Genomic DNA, 7,933 nt, shown 5'->3' with positions numbered 1-7,933 from the left:
GGCGCGGCCGGGGGGCGCCTCGGCCCAGGCCAGCGGGGCGCCGGTGGTGGTGCTGAACAGCATCATCGGCCCGCAGGCCAGCACCGGCAGCAGGCTGGCCGCCAGCAGCGCCAGCCCGTGCCGCCGTGGTGCCCGCCCGGGGCCCAGCCCGATCAGCGCCAGCACCGCCACCGCCGCCGGCAGGCCGATCAGCAGGCCGGTGCCGATGTCATGCCCGCTGCCCGCCAGCAGCATCCGCTGCGCCTTGGCCGCGCCCAGCGCCAGCCCCGCCATGGCCAGCGCTGCGGCGGCATTGGCCAGCCCGCGCTGCAGCCGGCGCCGGCATCCCGGCGCCCTTGGCTTCAAAGGCGGGACAGCCTGGGGCGCGGGGACGAGGATCACTCCTCGGCGAAGGGATTCTTGCCGCCGCGGCCATGCAGCCGGATCGGCACGCCCGGCATGTCGAAGGCCTCGCGGAAGCTGTTCACCAGGTAGCGGCGGTAATCCTCGGGCAGGTCCTCGGCGCGCGGGCCGAAGACGGCGATGGTCGGCGGCCGCGCCTTCGGCATGGTGGCATAGCGCAGCTTGATGCGGCGGCCATCGGCCAGCGGCGGGGTGTGCTTGGCCACCGCCGCCTCGAACCAACGGTTCAGCTCGCCGGTGGGGACGCGCTTGTTCCAGCGCTCCATGGTCTTGCGCACCGCCGGCATCAGCCGGTCGACGCCCTTGCCGGTCATCGCCGAGAGCGTCACCACCTCGACGCCCTTCAGCTGCGCCAGCGAGGCGGTCAGCACGTCGGTCAGCGCGCGGCGGGCGGCCGGGCGGTCCTCGATCGCGTCCCACTTGTTCAGGGCGATGACCACGGCGCGGCCCTCGCGCTCGGCCAGGCGCGCGATGCGCAGGTCCTGCTCGTCCATGCCCAGCAGCCCGTCCAGCACCAGGACGGCGACCTCCGCCTCCTTCAGCGCCGCGATGGTCGAGCCCACCGACATCTGCTCGAGATTCTCGATGATGCGGGCCTTCTTGCGCATGCCGGCGGTGTCCACCAGCCGCACCTTGCCCTCGTCATCCGACCATTCGACGGCCACCGCGTCGCGGGTCAGGCCGGGCTCGGGGCCGGTGATCATCCGTTCCTCGCCCAGCAGCGCGTTCAGCAGGGTCGACTTGCCGGCATTCGGCCGGCCGACGATCGCCATGCGCAGCGGCCGGTTGTCGCGGGTCCGGGCGTCCTCGTCCTCTTCCTCCGGCAGCAGCTCGGCCGCGGTGGTGTGCAGGTCGGCGATGCCCTCGCCATGCTCGGCCGAGATGGCGACCGGGTCGCCGAGGCCGAGCTCATAGGCCTCGTAGGCCGCCATGCCGCCGCCGCGGCCCTCGGTCTTGTTGGCGACCAGCAGGACGGGGGCGGGCTGGCGGCGCAGCCAGGCGGCGAAGGCGCGGTCGGAAGGGGTGATGCCGCTGCGGGCATCGATGACGAAGAGCACCAGATCGGCCTGGCGCGCCGCGATCTCGGAACTGGCGCGCATGCGGCCGGCGACGGTCTCGGGCGGCGCCTCCTCGAGCCCCGCGGTGTCCAGCAGCATGACCGCGCGGCCGCCGAGGCGGGCCTCGGTCTCCTTGCGGTCGCGGGTGACGCCCGGGGTGTCGTCCACGATGGCGAGCTTGCGCCCGGCCAGGCGGTTGAACAGCGTGGACTTGCCCACATTGGGGCGGCCGATGATGGCGATACGGGGCAGCATGATGCGCGGGCTTTAAAGCAGAACGCGCTGGCGCGAAACAGAATGTCGCGCATGGCAGCAACTTGGCCCGCCCCGGCCTGAGGCCGGGGCGGGCATGTCGACGTCAGGCGCCGCGGAAGGCGACCAGGTCGCCGCCGTCGGTCAGGAAGACCAGGGTGCCCTCGGCCACCGCCGCCGGCAGCGTGGTGCTGCCGGGCAGCCGCAGCCGGCCGCCGGGCTTGCCGGTCTGCACATCGATCAGCAGCGCCTCGCCCTTGCTGGAGGGCAGGATGATCTGGCCGCCGGCCAGCACCGGGGTGCCGAAGGTCGCCGGATCCTCGTTCTTCTCCTTGCCCTCGGGCGGTGCGTTGAGCTCGGAGATCCAGCGGATCCGCCCGGTCTCGCGGGCGATGGCGATCAGGTCGCCATTGGCGCCGATCAGGAACAGCCAGTCGCCGGAGGCCACCGGCGTCTCGGTGCCGCCGATCTCGCGCTCCCACAGCCGCCGGCCGGAGCGCAGGTCGACCGCCATCGAGGTGCCGCCCATGCCCATGGCATAGACCCGGCCGTCATGGATCACCGGCAGGCCGCGGATGCCGGCGATGTCGCCGAGCCCGCCGCGGCCCTGGCCGGCCAGGCTCTCGCTCCACAGCACGCGGCCATCCTCGGGGCGCATCGCCAGCAGCTCGCCCGAGGGGAAGCCGGCGACCAGGAAGTCCTCCGACACCGCAGGTCCCGGCAGGCCGAGCGGCACGGCGGCGGCGGCCTGGGCGCGGTGGTTCCACAGCCGCTTGCCGTCCGCGGCCGAGACCGCGAAGAGCTGGTTCTCGATGCCGGGGACGAAGACGCGGCCATTGGCCACCGTCGGCGCGCCGCGGGTCGGGCCCGGCAGCTTGACGCGCCAGCGCGGCTTGCCGGTGCCCGGGTCGAGCGCCAGCAGCTCGGCCATGCCGGTCGCGACGAAGAGCGTGCCGTCGGCGAAGGCGCAGCCGGCGCCGACCGCGCCGGTGCTGTCATCCTCGGGGCGGGTGTCGAAGCGCCAGCGGCGGCCGCCACTGGCCAGGTCATGCGCCGAGACCACGCCATAGGCGTCGGCCGCGAAGACCGTGCTCTGGGCGATGACGGGACCGGCGGTGATGCGGCGGCGATAGGCGCTGCCGGTGCCGATCGACGACCGCCAGGCCTCGCGCAGCGAACCCCCCAGCGCGTTGTGGCCCGCGTCATGCGCGGCGCCGCCGCCGGGCTGCGGCCATTCCGTGCGCGCGGCCGGTGCCGGCAGGGTCAGCGCCTGGCCGGCCAGCGAATCGTCGGCCGCCAGCGTGCGCTGCGCCGCCAGGATGGAGTGGCGGACGCCCGGCAGGCGCTCCTTGCTCTCGCCGAAGATGTCGAGCAGGCCGCAGCCGCTCAGCAGACCCGACGCGCCCAGCAGCGTGGCGCGGCGTGTCCAGACTTTTCTGCCCTGCATCAGACCCCCAATCCTGCGGCGAGACGGCCGGCGCGGTCGCGCAGGCCGCGCGGCGCGGTGACATCGGCGGCGAGCGCCTCGAGGTCGCGCTTCGCCTCCGCCTTGTTGCCCTGGCGCAGCGCCAGCAGCGCCTGCAGCTCGCGCGCCGAGGCGCGCCAGGCATTGCCCGGCTGCGCCAGCGGGCCCAGCCGGGCCGCGAGAACCGCCGGATCCTGCGTGTCGATGCCGTGCAGCGCCCACATCAGGCTGGCCAGGTCGCGATAGAGCTGCGGCACCGCCGTGTCGGCGGAAACGCGGTTCCACAGCGCCAGCGCGCCGTCGCGGTCGCCGGTCTCGGCGCGGAGCGCTGCCGCCCGCATGTCGCCCAGCAGCTTGTAGCCGGCCGCGCCCTGCTCGCCGAGGGCGGCGAAGCTGACGCCGGCCGCCTTCAGATCGGCGCCCTGGGCCTCGGTGCTGCGGTTGAGCTCGAGATAGGTCGCGGCGGAGGCCAGCGCCTGACGCTCGGAATGCCAGCGCCAGCCCTGCCAGCCGCCGACGCCGAGCAGCGCGACCAGCGCGATGCCAGCCAGCAGGCCGCCGTAGCGAACGCCCAGCCGCCGCGCGCGCTCGGCCCGCAGCTCCTCCTGCACTTCGTCAAAGATATCCGGCAAGGTCCGGTTCCAGCTCCAAAGCGGCGTGAAAAGCGGCGCGGACCATAGCGGGCGGGAAGCGCCACGTTAAGGGCTAGGAATTTTTGCAGCAATTTCGGGGGCAGGTCGGGGGAATGAATTCCCCCGAACCCCCTTCTTTTTTCTGTCGGACTGCCGTGTCCACGTGACGAAGGTACGTGAATCGGCCCGGTGGCAGCGCGACCTGCGAGGGAGCGCCGGTTCTACAGTATGGCGTCCCGCCGTGACGCCCTGGTGTGGGTGCCGGCGAGGCGCAGCTCTGGCACAGGCCGGTGATCAGAAAAAAGATGGGGGTCTGGGGGAATTCATTCCCCCAGCCTTTCCAGATGCGTCTTTTACCGGAACTTGACCGTCTGACCGATCGGCTCGCCCTGGACCTCGTCGTCGCGCATGGCGATCTGGCCGCGGATGATGGTCATCATCGGCCAGCCGGTGACGCGCTGGCCGGCGAAGGGGGTCCAGCCGCAGGGCGAGGCGATCCAGCTTTCCTCGATCACCCGGCTCTTCTTCATGTCGACCACGGTGAAGTCAGCGTCGTAGCCGGCGGCGAGCCGACCCTTGGCGACAGCGCCGTAGACGCGGGCGGGGCCGGCGGCCATCAGGTCGACCATGCGCGACAGCGACAGGCGACCGGCATTGACGTGGTCCAGCATCAGCGGGACCAGGGTCTGCACGCCGGTCAGGCCGGCGGCCGTCTGCGGCCAGGGGCGCTCCTTGGCCTCGCGGCTGTGCGGCGCGTGGTCGGAGCCGATGCAGTCCACCGTGCCGTCGGCCACGGCCGCCCAGGCGGCGTCCTTGTGGCGCTGGTCGCGGATCGGCGGGTTCATCACCGCATAGCCGCCGAGGCGGTCATAGGCCTCGTCGGTCTGGCTGAGGTGGTTGACCAGCACCTCGACGGTGGCGACGTCGCGGAAATCCTTGAGGTAGCCCAGCTCCTCGGCCGTCGAGACGTGCAGGATATGCGCCGGGCGGCCGGTCTCGCGGGCCAGCGCCATCAGGCGGCGGGTGCCGAGGAAGGCGCATTCGACGTCGCGCCACTCGGCATGCAGCTTGTGCGGACCGCCGGCGGCGTAGAGGGGCTTGCGCGCCTGCAGCCGCGGCTCGTCCTCGGAGTGGTAGGCGATGGTGCGGCGGCCGGAGCGCATGACCCGCTCCAGGCTGGCGTCGTCGCCGATCAGCAGGTCGCCGGTCGAGGAGCCGGCGAAGACCTTGATGGCGCAGACATCGGGCTCGGCCTCGAGGGAGGCGAGGTCTGCGATGTTGGTCTGGCCGGCGCCGATATAGAAGCCGATGTCGCACCAGGAGCGGCCTTCGATATAGGCGCGCTTCTTCTCCAGCGCCGGCTGGCTGGTGATCGAGGGGGTGGTGTTCGGCATGTCGAAGACGGCGGTGATGCCGCCGAGGATGGCGGCCTTGGTGCCGGTCGGGATGGTCTCGACCGCCGGGTCGCCGGGGTCGCGCAGATGGACATGCGGGTCGATCAGGCCGGGCAGGACATGCAGCCCGGCGCAGTCGACGACCTCGGGCGCGGTGGCCGTGCCGAGATTGCCGATGGCCACGATCCGGCCGGCGCGCACGCCGACATCGGCCGCCACCTCGCCCCAGGGAAGCACGCAGGTTCCCCCGCGCAGGATGAGATCGAAGCTGGTCATGGCGGGCATCCTCTCGACGAACAGGGCCTCTTCCTTAGGCAGATTCATCGCGGACGGCGACCCCTGACTGTGCGCCCGCTGCCTGGACGCCGTGGCGCCGGACGCCTAAGCCGGGACGGTTCTGGGGAGAGAAAAATGGCCGAGCCCGGCTTTTCCGAGCGGCTGCGCGCCGCGCATGACGCCGACTGGCAGGCAGCGATCCGCCACCGCTTCGTGGCCGAGCTGGCGGCGGGGTCGGTCGATCCGGCGGTGATGCGGCGCTACCTGGTGCAGGACTACCAGTTCATCGACCGCTTCGTGGCGCTGCTGGGGGCGGCGATCGCCAGCGCGGATTCCTTCTCCAGCCGGCTGCGGCTGGCGCGGTTCCTGGCGATGATCACCTCGGACGAGAACACGTATTTCGTGCGGTCCTTCGACGCTCTGGGCGTGCCGGAGGCCGAGCGGGTGGCGCCGGTGCTGACGGAGACGACGCAGGCCTTCCAGGCGGTCATGCGGGAGGCGGCGGAAAGCCGGTCCTATGCCCAGGCGCTGTCCGTGCTGGTGGTGGCCGAATGGCTCTACCTGAGCTGGGCGGAGCTGATCAAAGGTCCGCTGCCGGAGGACTTCGTGCATGCGGAATGGATCACGCTGCATGCCAATCCGTATTTCTCGGAATTCGTGGGCTGGCTGCGCGGCGAGCTTGATCGCGTCGGGCCTGGTGAGGCCGTTGTGTGTGGCGCCTTGTTCGGCCGGGCCGTGGCGCTCGAGCGCCGGTTTTTCGACGACTTGTATTGATGTCGGGGCCCGGGGGGACACTGTCCCCCCGGCGGGGGTCCAGGGGGCGGCGCCCCCTGGTGCTTACCGCTGCAGCAGCTTCTCCGCGATCTGCACCGCGTTCAGCGCCGCGCCCTTGAGCAGCTGGTCGCCGGCGACGAAGAGCGCGATGGAGCGGCCCGAGGGGTCGCCCAGGTCGGTGCGGATGCGCCCGGCCAGCACGTCGCCCTGGCCCGAGGCTTCGGAGGGCATCGGGAAGTGGTTGCGCGCGCGATCGTCGACCAGCTTCACGCCCGGGGCCTCGGCCAGGATGGCGCGGACCTCTTCCGGGGTGACGGGGGCGTCGAATTCCAGGGTCAGGGCGATGGCATGGGCGCGCAGGACGGGCACGCGGATGCAGGTGATGCCGATCGGCAGCGCCGGCATGTCGAGGATGCGGCGGGTTTCCTGGATGACCTTCAGCTCCTCGCCGTTGTAGCCGTTCTCCTCGTCCATCTCGGCGTTGTGGCTGAACAGGTTGAAGGCATAGGGGTGGGGCAGGACCTTGGGCTCGAAGGCCTCGCCCTTCAGATAGGCCTCGGTGGAGGCGCGGAGCTCCTCCATCGCCGCGGCGCCGGCGCCGGAGGCGGCCTGGTAGGTGGCGGCGGTGACGCGCTTCAGGTTCAGCTTCTCGCGCAGCGGCGCCAGCGGCACGGTCGCGATGATCGCCACGCAGTTCGGGTTGGCGATGATGCCGCGGTGGCGGGCGATGGCGGCGGCATTGACCTCGGGCACCACCAGGGGAACGTCGGCGTCCATGCGGAAGGCCGAGGAATTGTCGACCACCACGGCGCCGGCCTTCACGGCGGCGGCGGCGTAGCGCTTGGAGATGCCGCTGCCGGCGGAGAAGAGGGCCAGATCGACGCCCTCGAAGCTGTCTTCCGTCAGGGTCTCGACGGTCAGCTCCTGGTCGCGGAAGCGCATGGTCTTGCCGGCGGAGCGGGCGGAGGCCAGCAGCTTCAGGCCCGACAGCGGGAAGTCGCGGGCGGCGAGGCTTTCCAGCAGCTCGACGCCGACGGCACCGGTGGCGCCGACGATGGCGACCACGGGGTTGGCCTTGACGGCCTGGTGGGGAAGGGCTTCGGCGGTGTCTTGCTGGTTCAGCATGTCTCTCGGTGTCCGGTGGTGCCGGGAGAGACGGGGCCGGGCTGTTCCGGCGGCCCCGTCCGTCTCCGGCGGGGCCTTCTGGTCTTTATGCTGCGGCGGTCACCGCGCAGCCACCAGAGGACGCCCCGCCGGAGCGGTCGTCTTGGTAATGCGCTTGATGATGGTCATCGCGAACATGCGAGGACTTTCACCCTGAGGCAGGGCCGCGTCAAGGGGGCGCCGTGCCGGGATCGCCAGGAGGGATCAGCGATGGAGACAAGGGTGGTGACGCTGCGCGAGCGGCCGGAGCTGGGGCCGCAGGTGGCGGCCTGGCTGTGGCACGCCTTCTGGCGCGAGAACGGCGAAAGCCTGGAGACGGTGCTGGCGGTGGTCGGCCAATCCAACGCCGAGCGTGGCCCGCAGCAGTCCTTCGTGCTGCTGGAGGATGGCGCGCCGGCGGGGACCGCCAGCCTGGCGGCGGCCGACCTGGACGAGCGGCCGGAGCTGACGCCCTGGCTGGCCGGGGTCTATGTGCGGCCGGAATCGCGCCGGCGCGGATACGGCGCGCGGCTGGTG

General features: G+C 72.0%; 8 protein-coding genes. 2 read left to right on the top strand and 6 right to left on the bottom strand.

The genetic code is table 11. From position 1 onward, the window contains the following. The 5 genes from BKE38_RS06030 to BKE38_RS06010 form a co-directional block, all read right to left on the bottom strand. A partial coding sequence (locus BKE38_RS06030; protein WP_207553503.1) for a hypothetical protein occupies positions 1 to 345 on the bottom strand: 345 nt, incomplete at its 3' end. A gap of 32 nt (positions 346 to 377) precedes the next feature. Then, positions 378 to 1,715 (bottom strand): ribosome biogenesis GTPase Der, encoded by a 1,338-nt coding sequence (gene der, locus BKE38_RS06025; protein ID WP_076956460.1) that lies wholly within the window; start codon positions 1,713 to 1,715, stop codon positions 378 to 380. Positions 1,716 to 1,818: 103 nt separating this feature from the next. Next, entirely contained in the window at positions 1,819 to 3,159 is a 1,341-nt protein-coding gene (locus BKE38_RS06020; protein ID WP_076956459.1) for an outer membrane protein assembly factor BamB family protein, read from the bottom strand. Next, positions 3,159 to 3,809 (bottom strand): tetratricopeptide repeat protein, encoded by a 651-nt coding sequence (locus BKE38_RS06015; RefSeq protein ID WP_076956458.1) that lies wholly within the window; start codon positions 3,807 to 3,809, stop codon positions 3,159 to 3,161. The genes BKE38_RS06020 and BKE38_RS06015 overlap by 1 nt, the downstream gene beginning before the upstream one ends. 353 nt (positions 3,810 to 4,162) lie before the next feature. After that, on the bottom strand, positions 4,163 to 5,479 hold the full coding sequence (locus tag BKE38_RS06010; RefSeq protein ID WP_076956457.1) for a dihydroorotase: 1,317 nt from the start codon (positions 5,477 to 5,479) through the stop codon (positions 4,163 to 4,165). A gap of 135 nt (positions 5,480 to 5,614) precedes the next feature. Here BKE38_RS06010 and BKE38_RS06005 point away from each other — a divergent pair, with 135 nt between their 5' ends. After that, a complete protein-coding gene (locus BKE38_RS06005) occupies positions 5,615 to 6,253 on the top strand; it encodes a TenA family protein (protein WP_076956456.1) in 639 nt (212 codons plus the stop codon). A 63-nt stretch (positions 6,254 to 6,316) separates the two neighbouring features. On the opposite strand, the gene BKE38_RS06000 is transcribed toward BKE38_RS06005, so the two are convergent. Further along, complete coding sequence (locus BKE38_RS06000; RefSeq protein ID WP_076956455.1) at positions 6,317 to 7,378, bottom strand: aspartate-semialdehyde dehydrogenase; 1,062 nt, start codon at positions 7,376 to 7,378, stop codon at positions 6,317 to 6,319. 249 nt (positions 7,379 to 7,627) lie between these two features. Between BKE38_RS06000 and BKE38_RS05995 the strand changes: the two genes are divergently transcribed. After that, positions 7,628 to 7,933 (top strand): GNAT family N-acetyltransferase (locus tag BKE38_RS05995; protein ID WP_165694121.1); only part of this gene is annotated, 306 nt, incomplete at its 3' end.

It is taken from the genome of Teichococcus deserti, from assembly GCF_001982615.1.
Taxonomy (GTDB): Bacteria; Pseudomonadota; Alphaproteobacteria; order Acetobacterales; family Acetobacteraceae; genus Pseudoroseomonas; species Pseudoroseomonas deserti.
Note: the sequence above shows the minus strand (reverse complement) of the source record. Positions and strands in the feature narration are given on the sequence as shown.